Annotated in this window: 18 protein-coding genes; 8 read left to right on the top strand and 10 right to left on the bottom strand. The window is 40.4% G+C overall.

Annotated features, from left to right (window positions below):
• Positions 1-14: 14 nt before the first annotated feature.
• The 3 genes from napG to FCN25_RS06665 are packed head-to-tail and all read left to right on the top strand — an operon-like array spanning position 15 to position 2082.
• On the top strand, positions 15-749 hold the full coding sequence (gene napG / locus FCN25_RS06655) for a ferredoxin-type protein NapG (RefSeq protein WP_137223133.1): 735 nt from the start codon (positions 15-17) through the stop codon (positions 747-749).
• On the top strand, positions 746-1660 hold the full coding sequence (gene napH / locus FCN25_RS06660; protein WP_137223135.1) for a quinol dehydrogenase ferredoxin subunit NapH: 915 nt from the start codon (positions 746-748) through the stop codon (positions 1658-1660). The genes napG and napH overlap by 4 nt, the downstream gene beginning before the upstream one ends.
• Positions 1657-2082, top strand: a complete 426-nt coding sequence (locus tag FCN25_RS06665) for a nitrate reductase cytochrome c-type subunit (RefSeq protein ID WP_137223137.1) — start codon at positions 1657-1659, stop codon at positions 2080-2082. Before napH ends, FCN25_RS06665 begins: the two co-directional genes overlap by 4 nt.
• 186 nt (positions 2083-2268) lie before the next feature.
• On the opposite strand, the gene FCN25_RS20900 is transcribed toward FCN25_RS06665, so the two are convergent.
• Complete coding sequence (locus tag FCN25_RS20900; protein ID WP_175405804.1) at positions 2269-2421, bottom strand: hypothetical protein; 153 nt, start codon at positions 2419-2421, stop codon at positions 2269-2271.
• Between the two features lie 93 nt (positions 2422-2514).
• On the opposite strand from FCN25_RS20900, the gene FCN25_RS06670 reads away from it, so the two are divergent.
• Entirely contained in the window at positions 2515-3399 is an 885-nt protein-coding gene (locus FCN25_RS06670; RefSeq protein ID WP_137223139.1) for a LysR family transcriptional regulator, read from the top strand.
• A 104-nt stretch (positions 3400-3503) separates the two neighbouring features.
• Here FCN25_RS06670 and fusA read toward each other — a convergent pair whose 3' ends face one another.
• The 3 genes from fusA to FCN25_RS06685 all read right to left on the bottom strand — a co-directional run bounded on the left by fusA (position 3504) and on the right by FCN25_RS06685 (position 12146).
• The gene (gene fusA / locus FCN25_RS06675) at positions 3504-5597 is read right to left on the bottom strand and encodes an elongation factor G (protein WP_137223141.1); all 2094 of its coding nucleotides are present in this window, start codon (positions 5595-5597) and stop codon (positions 3504-3506) included.
• A gap of 388 nt (positions 5598-5985) precedes the next feature.
• On the bottom strand, positions 5986-7455 hold the full coding sequence (locus FCN25_RS06680; RefSeq protein WP_137223143.1) for a diguanylate cyclase: 1470 nt from the start codon (positions 7453-7455) through the stop codon (positions 5986-5988).
• A gap of 137 nt (positions 7456-7592) precedes the next feature.
• Entirely contained in the window at positions 7593-12146 is a 4554-nt protein-coding gene (locus tag FCN25_RS06685) for a biotin carboxylase N-terminal domain-containing protein (protein ID WP_137223145.1), read from the bottom strand.
• 129 nt (positions 12147-12275) lie between these two features.
• Between FCN25_RS06685 and FCN25_RS06690 the strand changes: the two genes are divergently transcribed.
• Positions 12276-13187: a LysR family transcriptional regulator gene (locus FCN25_RS06690; RefSeq protein WP_137223147.1), complete on the top strand. Its 912-nt coding sequence runs from the start codon at positions 12276-12278 to the stop codon at positions 13185-13187.
• Positions 13188-13357: 170 nt separating this feature from the next.
• Here FCN25_RS06690 and FCN25_RS06695 read toward each other — a convergent pair whose 3' ends face one another.
• The 6 genes from FCN25_RS06695 to FCN25_RS06720 form a co-directional block, all read right to left on the bottom strand.
• The gene (locus FCN25_RS06695) at positions 13358-14686 is read right to left on the bottom strand and encodes a transporter (RefSeq protein ID WP_175405835.1); all 1329 of its coding nucleotides are present in this window, start codon (positions 14684-14686) and stop codon (positions 13358-13360) included.
• Between the two features lie 29 nt (positions 14687-14715).
• Complete coding sequence (locus tag FCN25_RS06700) at positions 14716-15429, bottom strand: hypothetical protein (protein ID WP_137223149.1); 714 nt, start codon at positions 15427-15429, stop codon at positions 14716-14718.
• 10 nt (positions 15430-15439) lie between these two features.
• Complete coding sequence (locus tag FCN25_RS06705) at positions 15440-16138, bottom strand: C39 family peptidase (RefSeq protein ID WP_137223151.1); 699 nt, start codon at positions 16136-16138, stop codon at positions 15440-15442.
• Positions 16139-16191: 53 nt separating this feature from the next.
• Positions 16192-17274 (bottom strand): hypothetical protein, encoded by a 1083-nt coding sequence (locus FCN25_RS06710; RefSeq protein WP_137223153.1) that lies wholly within the window; start codon positions 17272-17274, stop codon positions 16192-16194.
• A 25-nt stretch (positions 17275-17299) separates the two neighbouring features.
• The gene (locus FCN25_RS06715; protein WP_137223155.1) at positions 17300-17917 is read right to left on the bottom strand and encodes a hypothetical protein; all 618 of its coding nucleotides are present in this window, start codon (positions 17915-17917) and stop codon (positions 17300-17302) included.
• Positions 17918-18298: 381 nt separating this feature from the next.
• Entirely contained in the window at positions 18299-19624 is a 1326-nt protein-coding gene (locus FCN25_RS06720) for a sigma-54 dependent transcriptional regulator (protein ID WP_137223157.1), read from the bottom strand.
• A 568-nt stretch (positions 19625-20192) separates the two neighbouring features.
• Here FCN25_RS06720 and FCN25_RS06725 point away from each other — a divergent pair.
• The 3 genes from FCN25_RS06725 to FCN25_RS06735 all read left to right on the top strand — a co-directional run bounded on the left by FCN25_RS06725 (position 20193) and on the right by FCN25_RS06735 (position 22905).
• Positions 20193-21377, top strand: a complete 1185-nt coding sequence (locus FCN25_RS06725; protein WP_137223159.1) for a hypothetical protein — start codon at positions 20193-20195, stop codon at positions 21375-21377.
• Between the two features lie 83 nt (positions 21378-21460).
• A complete protein-coding gene (locus FCN25_RS06730) occupies positions 21461-22063 on the top strand; it encodes a SprT family zinc-dependent metalloprotease (protein WP_137223161.1) in 603 nt (200 codons plus the stop codon).
• Positions 22064-22140: 77 nt separating this feature from the next.
• Positions 22141-22905 (top strand): endonuclease, encoded by a 765-nt coding sequence (locus FCN25_RS06735; protein ID WP_137227348.1) that lies wholly within the window; start codon positions 22141-22143, stop codon positions 22903-22905.
• Positions 22906-22942 lie beyond the last annotated feature (37 nt).

Raw genomic sequence — 22942 nt, forward strand, 5'->3', positions numbered from 1 at the left:
TGGAACGCAATATCATGAGCAAAATTAATAGCAAACTAGCAAGTGTAAACGGTGTCAACCGTAGACAGTTTCTTGCTACAACGGCGAAAGCCAGTTGTGTAATGGGTATGGTCGGTTTGGGGTTAACAACTGTTTCCACTCAATCTCGTCCACTTGACCCATTTGCTATTCGTCCGCCCGGCGCATTGCCAGAAGACGATTTTCTCTCAGCGTGTGTTCGCTGCGGCTTATGCGTAGAGGCTTGCCCCTACGATACCTTAAAACTAGCACGCTGGTTTGATGGAGCCCCAACGGGTACGCCTTATTTTACTGCGCGTAATATCCCTTGCGAAATGTGTGATGATATCCCTTGTGTTAAAGCCTGCCCTAGCGGCTCGCTTGACCAAAAACTAGATAACATTGACGACTCAAAAATGGGAATAGCAGTCTTAATAGATGAGAAAAATTGTCTTAACTTTAGAGGTTTGCGATGTGATGTCTGTTATCGGGTTTGCCCGTTAATAGACAAAGCCATCACTCTAGTACTGCAACGCAATGAAAAGAGCGATCACCATGCGATGTTTTTACCTACCATCAATCCAGATTTGTGTACCGGATGTGGTAAATGTGAACATGCCTGCGTGACAGAACAAGCAGTGATAAAAGTATTACCAAGGCATATTGCAATGGGTAAGGCTGCTGCTCATGATACTTATCAACACACCGAAGAAACGACACTTGAGATGCTAAATAAGGGGCTATCATTATGAATATAAAACATAGCAATAGCCCAAAATCAGCAACACGTTTTGCCAATGCTGCAGTCAACGAACTTGGTTGGTGGGGGGCACATCGTTTCCTCATTTTACGCAGAATATCGCAACTGAGTGTGCTGAGCTTATTTGCCATTGGTCCATTTTTGGGCTTATGGCTCCTTAAGGGAAATCTCTCAACCAGTTTACTGTTGGACACAATTCCATTAAGCGATCCGTTAGTAACGTTACAAGTGCTTATGAGCGGCCACTGGCCCGAAATAAGCCTGTTACTCGGCGCGGTTATCATAGTCGGGATTTATGCCCTACTTGGCGGAAGAGTGTTTTGCAGCTGGGTATGCCCAGTTAATATTGTCACCGATTTAGCCAGCTGGATTAGACGGAAATTTTCACTGCCTCGCACCAGTGAAATACCAAAAAATCTGCGTTATTACATGCTTGGATTAGTGTTGATATTACCTATACTCACTGGTGTTACAGTGTGGGAATGGCTAAATCCAGTCCCCGTCGTCTATCGCGCAATATTATTTGGCGCAGGCAGCGGGCTATGGGTATTAGCGGTTATCTTTTTGCTCGACACCTTTGTGGTTGAACGAGCTTGGTGTAGCCACCTGTGCCCAACGGGGGCATTATTTTCACTGATAGGCAAAGTTAGCCCAATAAAAATAGCCGCTATTCGAGCTGAAGCATGCAATAACTGCATGGATTGTTTTACTGTTTGCCCAGAACGTCAGGTGTTAAAACCTGTGTTAAAAAAAGGCAGTATTCAGCCATTTATACTCGATAGTGACTGTACTCTTTGTGGCCGCTGTATTGATGTTTGTGCACCGCGCGTATTCCAATATACCAACCGATTTAATTCAAATAATTCGAACAGAATTCCTCTTAAGGTGGAGAGCAAGTTATGAAAAAATTAATCACTTTAGCAGCCGTGATGCTAGCGATTAGCGCTTACTCAGGTCAACAAGCACATGCAAACCCTGAACCCGTAAAACTATCTTCTCTTGCGGGTGACTCGCAAGTGACAGAAGTACGTCCTGCAGACGAGATGCCAGTTTACCCAACACGTGGTAAAGCAATTGAACGCACGTTTGTACATCAACCACCCATTATTCCACATAAAGCAACTTACTCAATTACGACTGATAAAAATGGTTGTTTAAGCTGTCACAGTTGGGATAAAGCTAAGCGCATGAAAGCGACTCCAGTCGATAAATCACACGTGATGGACGACAAAGGTACTGTAAAAGGCATGTATTATTTTTGCGATCAGTGCCATGTGCCTCAAGCTGAGAATAAACAGCAATTGGTAGAAAACACCTTCAATTAGTCAACTTCCCCCCCATGACTATTTTGGCCGCTTGCATTGTAAGTGGCTTTTTTTTACCTGCTTAATAGGGAAATTAGAAGATTGAATAAAAAGCGACAATAACACGTAGTGAGTATACCAATACTCCTCAAGCGAAGGTACATACAGACTAATGACAAGAGGGGTATAAAACAGCAAAAACCCAGCTTAAGCTGGGTTTATTGGTTGAGATTTTTGCTCAATAGGCTGTGTACTCGATGCAGCAGCTGTTTGTGACACATTAGATGATAACATCTCATGCTTCACTGGCATCGCCGCTTCCCATAATGCGCCAACCCATAAACTTGAAGTTGATTTCATTGCCATGGCTCCATTTCGTTAACGAGTTCAAAGTAATCCTTTATGCTTCATAGGTAAAATGAATAATCATAATAGACTGGATTCCATTTAAGCATGAACATCCCAATAAAGAACTTGCAGAGTTTTTTAACTTTAGTTGAAACCGAAAACTTTACCCGTGCAGCGCAAAAATGCTTTATGACCCAACCGACTCTAACAAAAATAATCCAACGTTTAGAACACGATGTGGGTGAACAATTGCTTGTTAGGAACAACCAAAAGGTTGAGTTAACTCAAGCAGGGCATCTCGTTGAGCAAAGTGCTCGAGAAATTTTAGGCCATTGGCATCGACTTCAAGAAGATATTAGTAATCTTAGTGGTTTAAAAACTGGACGCTTACGGCTTGGGATATGCCCAATGATGAGTAGTTTATTTATTGGTTTACTCACAACCTACAGAAAGCAATACCCAGGTATCGAAATGCAAATGTATGAATACGGTGGTTTTGGGTGTGAGCAAGCATTAATTAATAACAGCCTTGATATTGCCTTCACAGCGCTTCCAACGACTCACAAAACAGAGCTAGCCAATCAACTACTCATTAAGCACCCTATGCTTGCCTGCTTGCCTGAAGGCCACTCGTTAAGTGACAAAGCTGAAATCAGCTGGCAAGATCTCGAGTCTTATCCTTTTATTTTATATAATGAAGACTTTTCATTGGCTAAATTAATACGCCGCTTAAGTCGTAAAGCTGGTGTACAACTTAATATTGCTTTTCGAAGCGGTCAGTGGGACTTTATAGCAGCCATGGTTGAAGCTAACTTAGGCGTGGCTATTTTACCCGAACCCATTTGCCAACGATTAACCAATAACAAGTTAGTATTTAAACCGATGCAACCAGCAATGACATGGGACTTAGCATTAATATGGCGTGAAAACCTGCCGTTAACCCCACCAGCAAACGCATTATTAACACTTAGTAGAAACAGTCATAAATAATATTTATCCCATCAGTATTAAAGTCTAGTGCTGATATCATAAAATTAAGGCATAAAAAAACCGCTGCCTAAGCAACGGTTTTTATCAGCAAATCGAAACTAGAATTACTTCTTAGCTTCAGCAGCCTTACGCTCTTTAACTTGAGCAACTACTTTTTCAGCTACGCTGTTAGGACATGGTGCGTAGTGAGCAAATTCCATAGAGAATTGACCACGACCAGAAGTCATTGTACGTAATGAACCGATATAACCGAACATTTCTGATAACGGTACGTCAGCTTTAATACGAACACCTGTAACACCAGCATTTTGATCTTTAATCATACCGCGACGACGGTTAAGGTCACCAATTACGTCACCAACGTTGTCATCTGGGCTGAATACGTCAACATTCATGATAGGTTCAAGAAGTTGTGCACCGGCTTTAGGCATAGATTGACGGAACGCACCTTTAGCAGCGATTTCGAACGCGATAGCTGACGAGTCAACTGCGTGGAAAGCACCATCTTGAAGTTCAAGTTCAACGTCTAACACAGGGAAACCAGCGATAGTACCGGTATTCATCATGCTCTTGAAACCTTTCTCAACAGCAGGCCAGAATTCTTTAGGTACGTTACCACCAACAACTTTCGAGGTGAAAGTGAAACCAGTGTTTTGCTCGCCAGGGCGAATAACGTAATCAATTTTACCAAACTGACCAGAACCACCAGACTGTTTCTTATGCGTGTAGCTATCTTCAATTTCTTTCGTGATAGTTTCACGGTAAGCAACTTGAGGCTCACCAACAATTAGGTCTACGCCGTAAGTACGCTTAAGAATATCAACTTTAATGTCTAAGTGAAGTTCACCCATACCTTTAAGGATGGTTTCACCTGAATCAATGTCAGTTTCAACGCGGAAAGATGGATCTTCTGCAATCATTTTACCGATAGCAATACCCATTTTCTCACTTCCGCCTTTATCTTTTGGCGTTACAGAGATAGAAATAACTGGCTCAGGGAATACCATGGCTTCAAGAGTACAAGGGTGCTTAGGATCACATAAAGTGTGACCAGTTTGCACGTTCTTCATACCCACGATAGCGATAATGTCACCAGCTTGTGCTGATTCAAGTTCGTTACGTTCATCAGCTTGCATTTCAACCATACGGCCAATACGCTCAGTTTTACCGGTAAACGAGTTAAGGATGGTGTCACCCTTCTTGATACGGCCTGAATAGATACGTACGAAAGTTAATGCACCAAAACGGTCGTCCATGATTTTGAATGCTAATGCTTTGAAAGGCGCATCAACATCAACAATAGCGAACTCACCATTTTCGTTACCTTCTTCGTCAGTTAGAGGTTGTGGATCAACTTCAACTGGATCAGGTAAATAATCAACAACGGCATCTAGTAGTAACTGCATACCTTTGTTTTTGAATGCGCTACCACAATATGTTGGGAACACAGCCATTGTACGAGTACCGGCACGGATACAACGCTTAACGTCTTCTATAGATGGTTGAACACCTTCCATATAAGCTTCTAATAAGTCATCGTCTTGCTCAAGAGCAGTTTCGATTAACATTTCACGGTATTCTTCAACTAAGTCAACCATGTCAGCAGGTACAGGCTGAATTGTGAAGTTTTCAGGTAAACCAGTATCGTCCCAAACGTGAGCTTCGCGAGTTAATAGGTCAACAACACCAATGAATTCGTCTTCAATACCGATTGGTAAAACCATAACTAAAGGATTAGCCGCTAATACGTCTTTAGTTTGCTTAACAACACGTAAAAAATCAGCACCCATACGGTCTAATTTGTTTACGAAGATGATACGCGAAACTTCAGAATCGTTAGCATAACGCCAGTTAGTTTCTGACTGAGGCTCTACGCCGCCTGAACCACAGAATACACCGATACCGCCATCAAGCACTTTTAGCGAACGATAAACTTCAACTGTAAAGTCAACGTGGCCTGGAGTGTCAATAACGTTAAAACGGTAGCCTTTCCAGAAACAGCTTACTGCTGCTGACTGAATGGTAATACCGCGCTCAGCTTCCTGTTCCATGAAGTCTGTGGTTGATTCACCATCATGTACTTCACCGATCTTATGGATCTTACCGGTTAGCTTAAGGATACGCTCGGTGGTCGTGGTTTTACCCGCGTCAACGTGAGCGAAGATACCAATGTTTCTGTATTTGGATAATTCGGTCATGATTCAACTTTAATGATTAGTTTAAGAAGTAGACGGAGCATGCGAAAAAGAACCGACACACCGCACATCAGGTTATTAAGGCGCATATTGTAAATTGGAACCTTGCTGGGCGCAAATAGCTGGTGCAATATTTATTTATTTTTAGCTCAAAAAATCGATATTAATGACTAGAATTACATATAAAACAAACGACTAAAAATAATAGATTATTTTTTAGCCGTCACGTTATTTTACCCTGAAAATGTTAAATTTGAGGTTAAATACCTAAAATAGCATTTTTAGGTGCATTTTATGATGAATATGAGTTTGCCGCGATGCCCACTATGTTCTTATTATCGAATAAGACCAGTGACGAAAAAGAGTATACACATTAATCAAAATAATTTTATCAGGCGCTACAATATTGATTACGCCCAGACTGCTTGGCTTTAAACAAAGCCCCATCGGCACGTTCAAAACAAGCTTGAATCGGTTCATTGTCCTTCAATAGGGCAATACCATAACTACAGGTCACTTTGATATTATTGTAAAAATGGAAGTGGGTAAGTTCATCAGTAATTCGTTGGCAAAGTTCGGTAGCATCGTGCAATGCTACATGCTGACACACCACCACAAATTCTTCACCGCCCCACCTTGCAACAACATCCAGATCTCTCACCGATGCTTGTAACACTTGTGCAACTTGAACTAATATCTTGTCACCAACAGTATGTCCATGCTTGTCATTTATTGCTTTAAAAAAATCGATATCAATAACAACCAAACTAATATTATTGTTTACTTGTTTGTTCTGTTGAGGCTGCCTAGGATCATCTAAAAAGGTTTGATTAAAATATTGACGATTAAATAGTTTTGTCAATGGGTCGTGTTGAGCTAAAAAATCCAAATCGCTATTTTTTTGTTCCAATTCTAAATGCAATTGTTGTAACTGCTTATTGTTTTTTTCTAAGTGGACATTGTACTTACTCACACAAATCGTTCGATAAAGTAAGAATAGAATAAGCATCCCAAGTACAGTACCAACTTGGATAACAACACTATAATCAATGTCTTCAATGACGGTAATATTATGCCATTTTTTATAAATAGCATTATGATCAGCTTGAGTGATTTTTGCTAGACCAGCATTAATCTGCGGTAACAAAGTTTTTTTTGCCTTGATAACGCCTATGCGTAACTCATCTTCAGGACCACCCCAACCTGCAATTTTAAGTGATGTTAATCCCTGTTGCTGAATATACGCATTAACCGAAAACATCGATCCGACAAATACGTCTACCTCACCATTAGCGACTTTTTCTAATCCCTGCCGTTCATTACTGGTTAATATGGTGTTAAGGCTGGGGTAATACCGTTGTACATACTCGACTAAGCGATAATCTTTGGGGATGGCTAATAAGCGGTTGCCGATATTTTCAAACCCTTGTAAAAATGGTTGAGATTTTAGTGACACCAATACATTTGGTGATTTAAAAAAGACCTGACTAAAGGATAGATATTGGTCACGTTTAGGCGTTTGATTTAAAATGGGCGTTAGTTCGCATTCACCCTGTTTGAGTAATTCCAGGCTCTGTCGCCAAGACGAAGTGGGGACTAACACAAAAGTCAGATTGGTATAATGTGCTAATAAAGCTAAATAATCAGATGAAATTCCAGTATGACGACCATCAACAATGGCTTCATAAGGTAACCAATCAGGATCAACACAATATCGTACGACATTACTATTTTTTAAATTAACGATGGATTGACTATCCACCACCGAAGCATGAGCATGCTTAGTGTCGATTCCATTAATCAATATCCAAAGCGTAATCAATAATACTTTAGAGAAGCCAAGCCAACTCAATTCTCTCAATAGTATGATCCAACAATTCTAATAAAATAGTTGAACGAAAAAGTGTATACAATGTTGAGTGTATTACAACATACGAAAGTATGACAAAAAAATACCCACCAAAAGGTGGGTATTTTTTTAATAATCAATCTAACGTATTACGCTTCGACTGGCGATATAACAAACAGTAAATCACCTTGTGATACTTGCTGACCATTACTATTGAGAATACGTTCTATGCGATACTTTTGATCTTCAGGATATAACACACCTGTTTGACGATTAAAGCCTGCTAACGTAAGTTGAGAGAACATCTTCATCGCTTCCATCAATGCCAATGTTTGTTCAACCGTGACAATATCACCTTCTTTAACAAAGTCTGCTTCACCCGGTGCTGGAGATGTATAGAAAATACCTGCGCCTTGGGCCAATACTTTCAGTTCATTACTCTCACCAACACGTAATGATTCAGTATCAACGCCAATGGTTTCAGCAGCCGCTTCCATTTCAGCAATCAGTGCAGGAATATCTAACTCAGCCATTAAACGTGGTAAGTAGTTAGTGTCATACACACCTTCATTGAACGTTGGATCTTTAAGGATAAGCTTCAATAATGGAATGTTAGTCGCAATACCTTTAATCACAACGCTATCGAGGTACTCATACATTTTAGCTACTACGTCAGCACGATCAGTACCGCGTATGATGATCTGTGCGATCAAGCTATCATAGTATGGCGACACTTCTTTGCCTGTTGCTGCAATCGAAATAATTTCAACATCATCACGCTGAGGCAATACACATTCAGTAATGTTACCTGGATTAGGAATAAGCTGAAGAATACCTTGACTATCAAGCGCCGCTTTCTCTGCAGTCACACGCACTTCCATGGCGTAACCTTGGTCAACCGGTTCCAGTTTTTCAATTGAACGACCTGCAGCAATATCAAACTGCGCACTAACAATATCAATACCTGATGTTGCTTCAGTGACGGGATGTTCAACTTGAAGACGCGTATTCATCTCCATGAAGTACACTTCGTTTGCATCTAAGTTATAGATAAACTCAACAGTGCCTGCGCCCATATAATCGGTCGCCTCACCTAACGCACGAGTGTATTCCATCACACGTTGCTTAAGCTCTTCAGGCAACATAGTTGAACCAGATTCTTCAATCACTTTCTGGTTATTGCGTTGTACTGAACAGTCGCGTATACCCAATACTTTAGTATTACCAAACTTATCACGCAGTAATTGCACTTCAATATGGCGTAATGATGTAACGTATTTCTCTAAATACAAATCACCATTACCAAATGCAGCAGCGGCTTCTGTTGCGGTTCTCTGGAAGAAGCTAATCATGTCCTCAGGGCGTTTAACAACCTGAATACCTTTACCACCACCACCTTGTACCGCTTTTAATAGTACTGGATAACCAATTTCTGACGCTACGTTCACCGCCTGCTCGGCATTACTCAAAATACCGTGGCTACCTGGCACAACGGGTACGTTTTGCGCTTGAGAGGTGTGAATGGCATTAGATTTGTTACCCATTGTGGTCATTGAATACACACTAGGGCCAACAAAGTTAACTCCGTTGTTAACACATAACGCTGCAAACTGCGGGCTTTCAGATAAGAAACCGATACCAGGATGTAACGCATCAACATCTTCATATTCAGCTACTTTTAATACTGAGTAAGCATTAAGGTAACTTTCATCTGAAGTATTACCGCCAATACACACAAGCTTATCGCTATCTTTAAGCATGTCTGCAGGAACAGATGTCATGTCAGGATCTGAGGCAACCAATACAACATTAATATTGTTGTCATGTGCTTTACGGATTAATTTAACCGCCGTACAACCACGAGCATGTATTAACACTTTATGAATTGGCTTCATCAACGCACGAGGATCATCTTGTACAATGACTTTTTCTAACTCAACGACTTCAGGTACAAGAGTAGACAAGGCTTTACCGATCACTTCTTCAATCTTCATTGTCGGTAATGGCATAAGTGGGTCAATACCAGACAACTGAGTATCTAAGGTCTCGCAAAACGGATTATGAACTAACCCTGTCATCGCACCAGGTACTTTAGATAAGTAGTTCGATAAAGTTGCTGTTGACGGTAAGTACGCAGGTACTACCATTTGTCCAGCAAATGGCATATTGGTGCCTGACAAATAGTAAGTCTGCACTAAAGGGTGCGTCACGAAGCTAGCTTGAGCACCACCAGTACAATCACCAAAACCAAACATCAACACAGGTAATTCATTATCACGTATAAAGCGGGTAATACGGTCGTTTACAACAGCCATAGAGAATAGTGCTGCTGCACCTTCTTTAGTCTGCATACCACCAGAACTGATAAAGCAAATAACCGGTAATTTACGTTTAGCACATTCAATCAGTAGTGAACTGAATTTTTCAGCACTGGCCATATCAAATGCGCCGGCTTGGAAGGCCGTATTTGAAACCGCAACACCTACGCGTAACTTGCTACCATTATTATTAAAATCAGCTAGACCAGTAATTAAACCACAAGGACGGATCTTTTTATCGATAGCATCTTCAATTGATAAACGGAAACCAGGGAAGTTAAGCATGTTAGCTGACATTTTGTCGGCATCAATTTCATCAAACTTAGTAAAGAACTGTTTGACAACACTTTCCCAGCCCATCTTGCCTTTCTTTTTCTCTTCACGAAGTACTTTTTGGATCAGTAAATCCTGGTAACCCATCGTTAAACGGTTCCAGAAATCTTTACGACGGCCAATACGTACAGGGTTAATTGTCCCAGTGTACTTATCATGATCGTCTTCGCTATCAAAGTACTCAGGTAACAAGCGTTCAAAGAAGTAAGTTAGGATAACAAAAAGCGAATCGTTCAATTGTGGGAAACCCACACTCTTCCATTGCTCTACACGTGTTAACAGTTCGGCACGATTCGATTGATCCATAAAGTATTTAAGCCACTTATAGAACTTGTTCTTATCGTTAGCGTTATCACTGTTCGATATTGCGTTATCAATCGCTTTATGAAGTAACTTATCCACTGACTCGCGAGACAAACTTTTAGACATCATGGCTTCTTTGGAAATTGACGCCAAACTGCCCACTACATTGTCATATAACGCATTGAAGATAAGCACGTTGTGACACTGCCAAATAAAGTCTTCACGTAATTCATCATTAACAACAATGTCCAGCACAGTAAGCTGATTAAGTTCTGGCCATGGAGCTTGGGTCGCAGACTTAGGCAGCGACTCTAAATACTTAATTAAACCATTGAAGTTGTTAGCCGCATTACTTTTCCAACGATGATATAACGACCAACCGATGTTAAATAACAATGCTTTACGTGCTTTTTTGTAGTTCTCTTTAGGTTCACCCAAAATAAAACGCGTAATCACGTTACGTTCGGTAGAAATCTCTTTACGTTTAGTGCTAAACGTACCCCATAATTTATTTAACTCTTCATCGTAAACTAACTTATCAGGGTTAGTTAACCACGCTTGGAATACACGCTCTTGCTCTTGTTTAATACGCGCTAACAAATCACCTTCAGGCACGCTCACTTTTGACAAGCGACCATATTGGTCTTGTGTAATTGAATGAATACGACTGCGCAAGGTCAAGTAACGCAAATAACGATAGGCACTACCAAAAATATTGTGGTACATCGTTGGGTTATTGGCGACAGATAAACGAGTATTGTTTTCGAGCGTAAGTAAGTTAGCCGAAGGCGATAAGAAACGCTGCAAACTTCTATCGTAGTGCTCTTTTAAATCTGTAGAATCACGTACAAAATTCATCGCAGCGCGTTCAACAGCTTCAATAGAGCTGATAATCGCACGACGTAAATTATGCTGGCGTTCATCTTTATCTGACGGCGTAAAATCGATAATGCCGTCAATACAACCGGCGGTATACAACTCTTCTGGTGATACGCCAACAGACTTAGCACATTCTTGCCATGACAAGTTGTACTTACGCGCAATGCTTTGTAAGCCTTGTGGCTGGATAGTATTGAAAATACCGTCTCGTACAGATAGTAAAATGTTGGCGGCTGCTAATGGAATAGCGCCACCTGAATAGCCTGCACCAATCACAATACCGACAGTAGGCACATCAACGTTAGCACTTTCAGCAATGGCTTTAGAAATGGTATGCGCTTGGTTTTGACTATTGGCAACTTCACCAGCATCAGCACCAGGAGTATCAATTAAATATACGATTGGCATACACAATTCAGCGAAGTGACGAATTGCTTTACATGCTGCAAGATGATGCTCTGGCATCCAAGCACCGTTTGCGGTCGTACGCTCTTGCGCAATAAAACCGATACGGCGTGTACGAGTGCCAAAATTAAGTTCCACTTCAGCACGATAAAACGGTCCGATATGACTTTCGGCAATAATTTTGCCTTTTAAGTCAGCGATCATACGCTTCGCCCCTGGGCGGTTTTTATCCAACGTTGGTTGAATAACTTTATTGACATAACCATCAACGTCTAAAGATGCCAAACTTTTCAAGTTAGCTTGAATGGTATCTTCTGTTAATAGTCCTTTCACTTCTTCAGATAAACTCTGCTTGTTATGAGCAGGAAATAATGAAAAATCTTTAGCCAAGTGTTCAGCTTGTAAGAAAAGTGGGTCAGCCGATAGTACTTGGGTCTTGTTAGCGGGCTGCTTTTTGCTGGTCATCCTTAGATCCTCTGCTTATATAGCCTCTGAAAAATTTTATTAGCCCGTAAATATAACTTTGTTAATGGGTAAATTACCATATAAACTACGCTGGACGCTTTGTTCCATATTTGAGACAGTGAGGTTTGAATGCCCGATTTGAACGGTATGATGCTGTTTGCAGCCGTTGTTAGAGCTAGAGGATTCTCTCAAGCAGCACGAGAGATCGGACAACCTAAATCAACAATTAGCCGTAAAGTTGCTCAATTAGAAGAACAACTCGGGGTGCGATTACTCCAACGAGATACCCGAAATTTAAGTCTTACTCAAGTGGGCGCATTATTTTTTCAGCACTGTGATTCAATTAGTCATGAAATTGAGGCGGCCAAAGCCACGATAGAAAATACCCATAATGATATTTCAGGCTCATTACGCATTGCTATTCCAGTGTCATTTTCGCAAGATGTTATTGGCCATCTATGCTCTAGTTTTATGCGACTTTATCCCAACATAGAACTGGATATTCAATTTACAGACAGTGATGTAGGTCTTGTTGGTGAAGGTTACGATATTGCCATTAAGTATGGTCCGCTGCAGTCTTCCGATCTTGTGGCTCGATTATTATTTGAACGCCAACCTATTTTGGTTGCCAGCCCAGGTTATATTAAAAAATTCAGTAGTCCTGCAACACCACAAGAATTAACCCAGCACAAAGGTATTTTACTCGGTACGACTTTATCGGCCCCTATTTGGCCATTAGGGAAAGGCAACCGTAGAATCATGGCAACCTTTAAACGAAAAGTGCGAGTCAATAGTGCCAGTATGGTGAAGCGCTTAGCATTGGATGATTATGGTATCGCCATGCTGTCTAACACAAGTTGCAAACAAGAACTTGCAACCGGAAGCTTAGTACCCATTTTACAAGAATGGCCAATGGAACCCTTTAAAGTGTATGGGGTTTATTCAAGCCGCCGTCAGCTAGCCAGTAATATTAGTGCTTTTTTAGACTTCTTTACCAAGCGATATACCAGCCAAGAATCACTACATTCGATGATGAGTTAAGGCTAAACGACTTGTAAAAATATCGCCACCGCCTCTTTGTTATTGTGAATATTATTTAGTATTTAATATCAGAGCGATTAACGCGATAAATAACCTCAAATGGCCATATAATAAGCCTTTTGAGGTTATCTCGATTTAGAAACTTATAACGCTAAACTATCTGATCCGCACTAAAATCGATAAGGAAACCGCAAACTGATTTGGTAGTCAGGGGAGTCTTCTGTTAGTCCAGCACCCATTGATGTCACCATAGACAGATTAGGCGATAAAGCTAACGTAGCTCCAATACCTAAACTTGCGGTATTAGTGTCTGTACGAGGGATTTTCTCCCACTCCCCACCTTCTGGCCTTTGTTTGGTTTTACTGTAAAATCGCTGATTAAAGCTCATACTCAAACTCATTCGCTCAGACACCGCGAAAGCCAATCCCACGCTGTAATCCAGATAATCACCTAAATCAATTTCACCAGGGCTTAACCCTGTTGCACCAGATAAATCATCAAATGACTCTTTGAAGCTAACGCCATAATTCAGATTGAAAAATACAATTGCGGGATCAAACGTTTTTGCTAAGCTAAACCCTGTCGATACCCCCCAAACACCTGACCCTGTTGCCATTTCGGTCGGATAGGTCAAATTACCGGTTTCAGATGTTTCGAGCGGGATCCCAAACGGATCCTTTCCAGTTGGGGCACGAACTCTGACATTCCATACCCAATCGGGCCAATCTACTGATTCCGCATTAATTCGATAATAAACAGCACCACTGACATCGCCAATTTGACCACCACTAATTTTGGCGGTTTCATATCGTTGACTAGAATTCCCTTCACCCACCGAGTCATATTGAGTCCATCGATACAGATACGGTAACCCGAGCTCGAACTGCCAGTTATCATTTAACGTATAACGGGTGGTGAGATCCAATTGTGTAGTATTCGTGCGAATACGATCTAAGTTTAAGTTACCCAAAAAAATGGCATCAAGCGCTAAAAAACCTCTCAGTATGAGATCTTTACGGCTGTAGTAACTATAGGTAAATGAAGGTTCTACAGTAAATTTTCGAGAAAAAACATTATGTGATTCTTGTAATACATCATCAGTACTTCTTGCTCTGTCTGGCGCTTTTTTTCGCTTTGTAGTCTGGCTGGCAATTACTGATTGCTGGCTTGATTGAGCACTTGGTCGCTCTGTTGGTAGTGCGGGTGCAGATGAGGGGGTTGATGCTGGCTGTTGGGTTGTTAAGGCGACATCTTTGTTGCTGGCTTGTCTGTTTAATGCCTCTTGCTTAAGCACCTGTTGAGCCATCTGATTAATCGTTTGTTGCTGCAATTTAATTTGTTTATTCAACTGAATCAGTTTTTGTTTAAGTGCTGCAATATCTTGTTCCGATAAGGTTGATTGTAAGGCTGGTTGAGGATCAATATCTGCAGCATATACAGGTACTGCCAATATTCCAGGCAGTATCACTGCAACTGCAGAGGTCCATTTCTTATTCATATATACATCCTTGCCTTGTACAGAATGAATTAAAATCCGAGTGCGGTTAAATCACTGATTTGCCTACCAAGTATATTTGACTCAATTGGTCCAACAGGCATACCGTCATACCTTAGTGTTGACTGGTTTATCACGCCATGACTGAGTCCATCAATAAAAATGCTTTGAACTAACTGTCCATTACCATTTTGATAGCTAATACCTTGATTTGCCCTGCCTGAAGCCAGTTCGACCTGATAGCCAACGGTGTTACTGTTAGCCGAAAAAATAGTATTGCCATTATTGCTCACAAGCGTTGTCCCGACGGCAACATTGATTCCATTCAATAATGGTGCTAATCGACCTTGGGCCATGTCTAATTCATTTATGGCTAAGTTTTCATTGCCAGCAATTTGAATTCGTTGTTGTAACCCAGCAGTTTGTCCCAAGGTATCTAACTGAAAACTATTTTGACTAGCAACAACATTTGGATCGCTAATAGTAATATTTACCGAGGGTTGATTATCGACTTGAACAAATTCGATTTGCATGCCAACCTGTTGCTGGACGCCATTATCTTGAATAAACTGCGTTTGCATTTGTAATCCAAAATAATAATCTTGACCATTATTGATGTATTTACCTTTCATTGAATCAAGTTCAAAATCAGTCAATACTTGACTGTGTTGAAATATCGTCAATGAAGGAGAACTCGCCATCACTGGAGCTGATATAGCCATTAATAGCATCATGCTTGGTTTCATACCTTCCTCCTTAAAGCATATCTGAATAAGAAAAACCAAATTCGAGTAACTCAGCATCTGTCATCGGTGAGAGTGGGTCGAGTGCTTGAAACGTTAATTTTGCTCTTGGGTGCAATAAAGGATTATCGCGTTGATATTCTTGCCCAATAACCACAAATACCACCCCATTCCACTTTTCGGTAAACTCATCCACTGTCATAATCCGATTTCCTAACGCAGGGTCACCTAAATAGACGTCTCCATCATTCTGGCGACGAAAAACAACAAAATGGCTATAACCACCATCATTGAGCAATACAATTGCAGGGATTTTGAGCAATGACATTTCAGCTTCACCGACTTTATATCCCCGTCCCCTTAATCCTTGAGATTGCAGATACCGTTTCATATTAAGCAATGAAAAGCCTTGTTCCTTAACCATAGTCAAATCAGCATGCTCTAACATACCAATTAGCACTTTCTGCTCATCAATATCTTGACGGTCATAGGCATATTTCAACAAACTAGCCAAACTGGCGGCACCACATGAAAAATCTGTTTTTTGCTCTATAACATGTTCAAATTTTCTTTCACGTATACTCTGAATAGATTTAGAATAGGTTCCCATACCAGGCACAACCCCCGTTAACGGGATCTCGGCAGCATAATTGTAGTGAATTAAACTGAAAATGATCAATACACAGATAATCAATTGAGTAATGTTGCGCATAAGATGAATCAGGGGGCTAGCCCCCTGCCTTATTCATAAAAAGCTGAATAACACTATTCAGCACTTACAAGTGTCGAAGCAGCGGTAATGCTAGTTAACGCTAAATTATTTGACTGTAAGTTACCGGTACCACTTGCCAAGTTAACACTAATGTTACCCGATGCATTTTGGAAAGCTGTTCCTGCTAACAATGAGGAATTGTTGGTTTTTTGCACTTCAAGGATAACGTATGGCAATACACCGCTCACTGTTCCGCTCAACTCAACAGTACCAATCTCTTCAAAAGTCATCATACCGGGGCTACTTGGATTCTCAGCATCAAAATCAATATGACCTATTACTTGGCCATTACCATGAGCTCCATTACCGGAGATTACTTCTGGATAATAATTCTCAGCTAGAGTTGACGTTCCGCTCGAGGTTCCATCAGCAGTGAAAGAAAGTTCTATATTAGCTTCTCCCATTGTTTCATGCATGGCAGCCATATTCATCGTGCCGTTATAAGCAGTTTTTTGAACATTTGATACACTGGCTTCACCTAAACGTCCATTATAAGTGGATGCAGCCATATTATTGGCTTGAATATTATTGTTACCTGCAGCTACGTTGACGCCAATATTACCTGTGGCATTCATGAATGAAGCACCATTAATAGTAGACGTATTGGTTGAGGCATCATTCCACACTTCATTGCCTCCGCCCATTTGAGTACTGAAAATTTCAGCATCACCAGAACCAAAAGCAAAGTCGGCATCAATAGAGGCTAACGCAGCTGAGTTACTTTGAGCATTGAAATCACCAGCGGCCTGGTTTACACCAATATTACCGCTTGAGTTTCTAAATGCATCGCCAGTGATTTTGGCGTCATTATCATGATAAAAATTCTCACCATAGTTACTGCTTGATTCTTGTACATTTTCTATAACAGCCATGCCTAAGCCATTTGCTGTAATAGTACCTTCAATGGTGACCTTTCCTTTGTATTGAAGCTCTTTAGACACATCTACTTTTTTATTTAGCTCAACACTGCTGTCAGAATCGTTCATTCCATTGCCATGTCCATTTCCTGGTCCATTTGCATATGCAGAACCACTCATTATTGCTGCAATACTTAGCACTAGAGTTAGTTTTTTCATCTTCCATTCCTCCGATCGATGATTATTAATTCCCGCTTGGTAACTGCAACGAGAACTGGTTAATGGCAACATTATTGTCACCAGAAATTTGATTAACTTGCATCACGCCCTGCGCATCCAAAAAACTGTCTGGAGCGATGTCGGCCTGATAGTATGATGATTGATAGGATGCCGGTGTCATTTGGCCTGACACTTGAGTTAGTGCTTCATCATTTAACCCCTGCCCCATAATGGTTTCTAGGGTCGAGTCCATGGCAATACTGCCTATGTTAGCTTGTATGTTTTGCTCACCGCTGACTTGATTAATACTTGCTAAGCCTTGAAACTGAGCAAATGCTTGACAGTCTATTACTGCAGTAAGTTGCTTAGTGGATTCTGGTAATAATCTTGGTTGAGTTAATTGACTATAATCAATCGTTTTGATCGATGTGCGTTGGCCTAATGCATGACTGTTAGACTGAATATTAAAATCGCCAGCAGCTTGGTTGATACTTGCTCGACCTGCTCCTTGCATCACATGTGAACCAATGACAGTAGAATCATCAGCGTAAGAATGAGCAACCAGTACTAACACACTAAGTTGTATTCCTCGTTTCAATGACAATTGCAATAGGCTGCTATATGATCTGCTAATGATATCCATAAGATGTTCCTTCCATACTCGATATAAGGATATAGCAACACTTATGCCAACATATAAAGGTTATGCTTTTCAATTAGATAGATATTTTTTAGTGGGAGGGTATTCTCAAAATTAAGAATAAAAATTGCTAGGTTGTTGAAATAGCGATTAATTTAAAATAAAAGCTAAATCTTAATAATGAGACTGAATGTGCCAGCAATATATTTTTTGAAGCTTTTCAACTCAGATCAAGAGATAAAATGGATAGAATAGATAAATAAAAGTGGGAATAACTAATTTTAATATCAATATTGCGGTTTTACATCTCAAGCACATTTATCTACAATCGTTACGCATTGTAGATAAAAGAATAAACTTGCATTGGGTTACCTATTAGCAAGATTAAATTAGCTGTATGTGATGCTTATCCATGAGTCTATAAAAGGTTGCTCGAGAAATATCTAAATAACTTGCTGCCAATTCAACTTGCCCGTCGGCAATAAGAATAGCCTGTTGCAATGCTTGTTTCTCAGCATTGTCCTTTAAGGTTTTAAGTGATAATGCAATGTGACGTTTCTTGTCGATATTAGCTAACTCTAGATTTTGCGCAGTGATCTGTTGCGTGTCGCACAATACCACCGCTCGACGAACCCGATTAATTAACTCGCGGACATTACCTGGCCATGGATAATTTAATAATGCATGGCATGCAGATTGCGATAATGGTTTAGCCACTAGTCCATATTCATTCGAATACACCCGAATAAATTGATTGGCTAAACCGATTATATCATCACGCCTTTCTTTTAACCTTGGGGTATTAATGGTTATGCCATTTAAACGATAATAGAGGTCTAACCTAAAACGGCCCTGATCAATAGCATTTTCTAAATCAACATGAGTAGCCGATAAAATACGCACGTTAGCCGATTGCGTTATGCAGCCGCCCACTGAATCGAACAAACCTTCCTGTAAAAAACGCAATAAATTGACTTGTAACTCGGCGGGTAAATCGCCAATTTCATCTAAAAAGAGTGTTCCACCATCAGCCAATGCAATTTTGCCTTTTCTGTTACTTGTTGCGCCTGTAAAAGCACCTTTCTCATGACCAAACAAGTCCGACTGAATTAAGCCTGCCGCCATGGCACCACAGTTAACGGTGATAAAAGGTCCATCTTTTCTGGAAGATGATTGGTGTAATTGGGTCGCCACTAATTCTTTTCCAGTGCCAGATTCACCTCGAATAAGCACAGGAATATCTGTCGGTGCCACGCGCTCAATTTGCCTATATAGTTGCTGCATCGCTTCTGATTGAGTTATTGGGTGTTCCGGGTCATTACAAGGTAGTTCAGGTTGCGGAGTTTGATATTGTTGCTTTAATTTAGACAAACCAAGCCCATGGCCCAAACACTTCTCTAATCTTTCGGGATCTATTGGGCTTGTACAAAAATCCCAAGCAAATTGAGCAATAAATGTTGTAATTTCAGAGTTATCAAGCTGAGCTTTGTTAATCAGTACAATAATATGTATCCTCGGGTCCAGCTCTTTAACTAGGTAGTTGATTTCATTTATGACATTGTCTTTACGAAGGTCGATTAGGCATAAGGCACAATTGGAAGGGATTTTATTTTTATCATATTTATCAATGTAATGAAGTTGAAAATGTAATCTAGCAAGCACTACATTCAGTTCATTACACTGAAAACCTGCCATTAGTAATGGTTCCATGTTGATATCCTTTCTATACAGTGAACACAAAAGTGCTAACAAAAGGTTAGTCTGTGCATCTTATCTATATAGATATAACCGGATAATGTTACTTAAATACAAACTGGGTTAAGCTCATTTATTAGCCTATCTCATCGCTAACCCATTGCATATAGTATGTTGTTACTTATCAAAGGTATTTCATTTAAAAAAGTATAAACATACCTTACTTTTATATCATCTTAATATCGGTTTCTCTCCCCAGATTAACCGTATCGATGACTAACTTCAGTGCATTTTATCTCAGCTACATCTTATTATATGAACTTAGTATGCTCTAAAAGTGGCAATAGTATATAAAAAAAAGGAATTAAATTGACATATCTGCAACATTTAACGATTCGCCAAATATCGGCTTAAATCGGCGCTCAAAAAAGCTTACTGATGTTCAAGAATTAAATGTATTCTTAAACCACCTAAATAACTGTGTTATAAATATAACTTAGACTAGCCATTAGCCCAATTTATAGGCTGTAAAGTCATTAAACGCAACCCAAAGATAGATATCTAGGATCCTTAAGGAATCGTCATGAAAAAACATTGTTCTGTTCTAGCCTTAAGTTCACTGGCATTACTCACCTTATCCGGTGCTGTTAATGCAAGCCTGCTGCAAAAGAATGTTGAAGAAATGCGGGTAACCAAGGCTGAGCAAACCATGCCTGAAGTGGTTAATCGTTATCAAGCTATCAGCGATACTGTAGAGGTCAAGTTGGCACAAGCCACTGATGAATTGACCGTTACTGAAATGGCAGCGCATCAAGGACACAGATTATGGCAGCAAGCGGTGCGCGATATCCAATCGGGACACAGTGACGATCGCTCCTTGTACTGGAGCCGTTTAAGCATGCGTAATGTCCTGAAACAAGATAAAGCTGGATTTAATCTTGCTAATTGGCAACGTGATATTTTGGTTAACGCAGTTGAGAAGTCTTCTCGCGGTTTTAGTGATATTGAGTTTTCTCCCGATACACAAATTAATATTTTAGTGACCGGTTTTGACCCCTTTTTCCTTGACAGAAACATTGGTCAAAGTAATCCATCAGGTTTAGCAGCGTTAGCACTTGATGGTTATCAATTTGAGGTTGACGGTAAAAAAGCACAAATTGAAACGGTAATGATACCAGTTCGATTCAGCGATTTCGATAATGGCATTATTGAATCATTACTCACGCCTTTTTATCGTGATAACAGTGTCGACATGGTATTTACCATTAGTATGGGGCGTGAAAATTTCGACATTGAACGTTTTCCTGGACGTAACCGCAGTGCAGAAGCCCCAGACAATTTAAATATATTAACCGGTGCCAGTCACACAAATCCTAAAGCGCCATTATTTAATAATGGCGCCTCTACTGATGGTAAATTAAATGGCCCTGAATTTGTGAAGTTTTCACTACCCGTAGAGGCTATGACAGCAGTAAAAGGTCATTGGAGTGTCAATGACAATAATCAAATTAGCACCTTATCTCGGGGGCAGTTTAAGGCATCATCACTGGCAGAATTGCAAAATGAAATTTCTGTAGAAGGCTCTGGTGGCGGCTATTTATCCAATGAAATTTCCTATCGCAGTATTTTACTTCGAGATCAATTTAACTTGAAATTACCGGTAGGACACATTCATACTCCACGAATTAAAGGTTACGACTCACAAGTAGAGTCAGACATTGTTGAACAAATTCGTGCCATGATAGCTGCAGCTGCGAGCACACTGTAATGTCTGCAAACTTAAATTAAGAGGTCGATACTTTACTTGTCTGAATCTTTCATTAGTCATTCAAGCAAGTAAAGCAGTCCAACATGTTTAAAAGTATTTTCAATCTCACGCAGCGCGCGCACCAAGTGCTAACACCAGATACCCACACAAAGGAGTCTTCGTTATCAGCGCGACCCCACCAACCGGTGAATACTACCATTAGCGATCCGCTACAACAGCAGATCTTGGCCAAAGTCGAAACTGACTACCAATTAGCCGAACAACATTTCAAGCGTCAGTTTCCTCGTCCTAGTGTGCATTTCAGCTTACGTGGAAAAAGCGCAGGTACAGCGCATTTACAAACCAATAAATTACGTTTCAACCCGGTGTTACTGGCTGAAAATCCAGATATTTTCATTACTGAAGTAGTGCCACATGAAATTAGTCATTTAGTCTGTTTTCATCTATTTGGTAAAGTAAAGCCTCATGGTAAAGAGTGGCAAAGCGTTATGCTAACTACATTTAATATTGCACCAAAAACCACTCACCAACTCAATACTCAGTCTGTCAGTGGCCAACAATTTGAATATTTTTGCGGTTGTGGCAGCGTGCCGCTAAGCATAAGACGCCACAACAGAATTGTCCGAGGCCAAACTCAGTATCGCTGTCGCCGCTGCAAACAGACACTAACCCCTTTTAACCCTTAACATTCTCAATTAATTGCGTCATTGCATCTGATGGCTTAACATCAGCAAAAATGACAGGCTAAGCCTGCGCAGTAATGATGTTTTTATTAATTTTAGGGTTTATTTTGCGCTTATCATCCACACACTCATGGTTATTTGGGGTGTCGCTTCTTTGCGGCATTTTTTCATCCACTCTTATAGCAGCAGAACATCCAAGTAGTTTTGGTAAAGCCAAAAAAGTGGCCAAAAAGATTTACCAACAACACTTGCCCCTCCGTACCTTTTATTGTGGCTGCGATATCGCCATAGCTGGAAAATTATGGCAAGCGGACCATACTAATTGTGGTTATAAAGTGAGAAAACAAATCATTAGAGCCAACCGAATCGAATGGGAACATGTTGTTCCCGCCTGGGAGTTAGGTCATCAACTACAATGTTGGCAAGACGGCGGCCGGAAAAGTTGCAATAAAAACAACAAGAAGTTTAAGATAATGGCGTCCGATTTACATAACCTTGTTCCTGCTATAGGTGAAGTGAATGGTGACCGCAGCAACTACCGTTTTAGTGATTGGGGCGGTAAAACAGAACAATACGGGCAATGTGAAATGATTGTCGACTTTAAGGGCCGCAAAGCTCAGCCACCCGAACGAGCAAAGGGGCCTATCGCTCGCACTTACCTTTATATGCAACAAACCTATGGTTTAAAAATTAGTAATAGCCAACAAAAATTGTTTAATGCATGGAACAAAATGCAGCCTGTTACCACCATAGAATGTCAACGTGATACCTTAATCGCCGCGAACCAAGGTAATCATAATGATTTTGTATTCAAACAATGCCAAAATAACGGCTCAGTTCGTTAATTGGCAATCAAACTCCCCTTGAAGAATGGGTTAAATA

The sequence above is a fragment of the Shewanella sp. MEBiC00475 genome (assembly GCF_005234075.1).
GTDB classification, from domain to species: domain Bacteria; phylum Pseudomonadota; class Gammaproteobacteria; order Enterobacterales; family Shewanellaceae; genus Shewanella; species Shewanella polaris.

What these genes read in the sequence shown, in the direction of transcription:
- napG (WP_137223133.1), top strand. Translation starts at nt 15, where the DNA reads ATGAGCAAAATTAATAGCAAACTAGCAAGTGTAAACGGTGTCAACCGT.
- napH (WP_137223135.1), top strand. Translation starts at nt 746, where the DNA reads ATGAATATAAAACATAGCAATAGCCCAAAATCAGCAACACGTTTTGCC.
- FCN25_RS06665 (WP_137223137.1), top strand. Translation starts at nt 1,657, where the DNA reads ATGAAAAAATTAATCACTTTAGCAGCCGTGATGCTAGCGATTAGCGCT.
- FCN25_RS20900 (WP_175405804.1), bottom strand. Translation starts at nt 2,421, where the DNA reads ATGAAATCAACTTCAAGTTTATGGGTTGGCGCATTATGGGAAGCGGCG.
- FCN25_RS06670 (WP_137223139.1), top strand. Translation starts at nt 2,515, where the DNA reads ATGAACATCCCAATAAAGAACTTGCAGAGTTTTTTAACTTTAGTTGAA.
- fusA (WP_137223141.1), bottom strand. Translation starts at nt 5,597, where the DNA reads ATGACCGAATTATCCAAATACAGAAACATTGGTATCTTCGCTCACGTT.
- FCN25_RS06685 (WP_137223145.1), bottom strand. Translation starts at nt 12,146, where the DNA reads ATGACCAGCAAAAAGCAGCCCGCTAACAAGACCCAAGTACTATCGGCT.
- FCN25_RS06690 (WP_137223147.1), top strand. Translation starts at nt 12,276, where the DNA reads ATGCCCGATTTGAACGGTATGATGCTGTTTGCAGCCGTTGTTAGAGCT.
- FCN25_RS06695 (WP_175405835.1), bottom strand. Translation starts at nt 14,686, where the DNA reads ATGAATAAGAAATGGACCTCTGCAGTTGCAGTGATACTGCCTGGAATA.
- FCN25_RS06700 (WP_137223149.1), bottom strand. Translation starts at nt 15,429, where the DNA reads ATGAAACCAAGCATGATGCTATTAATGGCTATATCAGCTCCAGTGATG.
- FCN25_RS06705 (WP_137223151.1), bottom strand. Translation starts at nt 16,138, where the DNA reads ATGCGCAACATTACTCAATTGATTATCTGTGTATTGATCATTTTCAGT.
- FCN25_RS06710 (WP_137223153.1), bottom strand. Translation starts at nt 17,274, where the DNA reads ATGAAAAAACTAACTCTAGTGCTAAGTATTGCAGCAATAATGAGTGGT.
- FCN25_RS06715 (WP_137223155.1), bottom strand. Translation starts at nt 17,917, where the DNA reads ATGGATATCATTAGCAGATCATATAGCAGCCTATTGCAATTGTCATTG.
- FCN25_RS06720 (WP_137223157.1), bottom strand. Translation starts at nt 19,624, where the DNA reads ATGGAACCATTACTAATGGCAGGTTTTCAGTGTAATGAACTGAATGTA.
- FCN25_RS06725 (WP_137223159.1), top strand. Translation starts at nt 20,193, where the DNA reads ATGAAAAAACATTGTTCTGTTCTAGCCTTAAGTTCACTGGCATTACTC.
- FCN25_RS06730 (WP_137223161.1), top strand. Translation starts at nt 21,461, where the DNA reads ATGTTTAAAAGTATTTTCAATCTCACGCAGCGCGCGCACCAAGTGCTA.
- FCN25_RS06735 (WP_137227348.1), top strand. Translation starts at nt 22,141, where the DNA reads ATGTTTTTATTAATTTTAGGGTTTATTTTGCGCTTATCATCCACACAC.